The 665-nt window shown below is 39.8% G+C and carries 1 tRNA gene and 1 rRNA gene; both read left to right on the plus strand.

Annotated features, from left to right (window positions below):
• Positions 1 to 60: 60 nt before the first annotated feature.
• Positions 61 to 136 (plus strand) — tRNA-Thr (locus tag AB4153_RS20580).
• Positions 137 to 154: 18 nt separating this feature from the next.
• Positions 155 to 270, plus strand: a 5S ribosomal RNA gene (gene rrf / locus AB4153_RS20585).
• Positions 271 to 665: the final 395 nt, after the last annotated feature.

Consider the following 665-nt stretch of genomic DNA (forward strand, 5'->3'; position numbering starts at 1 on the left):
CATCGCCAAGCGCCTAATTTAAGTCTTAAATTACTGACAAGTAATCTTGAGCAAGATCATGCTGATATGGCTCAGTCGGTAGAGCGCATCCTTGGTAAGGATGAGGTCCCCAGTTCGATTCTGGGTATCAGCACCATCTTTAAAACCAGATTTGTCTGGGGACAATAGCATTGTGGTACCACCTGATCCCATCTCGAACTCAGTAGTGAAACGCAATCGCGCCGATGATAGTGTGGGGTCTCCCCATGTGAAAGTAGGTCATTCCCAGACGCTAATTTTCTCTTTATGAGAGCAGATAGCCCGTTACTTACGTAACGGGCTTTTTTGTGTTTGAAATTTGAGCTTATTCAAACGGCCACTTAGTTAATAGATAGTGTGGAATACATGCTAAGGGTAACAAAGTAGGCCATTTCAAAGCGTTATAACCATCCATCATATTGATCATATATTAATAGAGCAGTTTACCCGTTATACACTTATAGTGATGTTTTTAAACTATGATTAGGATTTTACTAACTCTCAACAACAGCCGCTCACAGGTTTACTTAATTCCTCTTTTAAACATAGTTCTACCTTCCTCAAGCAGTGGATATGCCACTAAGCAATAAAGAGGTTGTTATTCATTTCAATAAAGGTATTTATAGCCTGTTCTACTGTTCTACTGT

Origin of the sequence: Shewanella sp. 10N.286.52.E4 (genome assembly GCF_041468785.1) — a bacterium.
GTDB lineage: Bacteria > Pseudomonadota > Gammaproteobacteria > Enterobacterales > Shewanellaceae > Shewanella > Shewanella electrodiphila.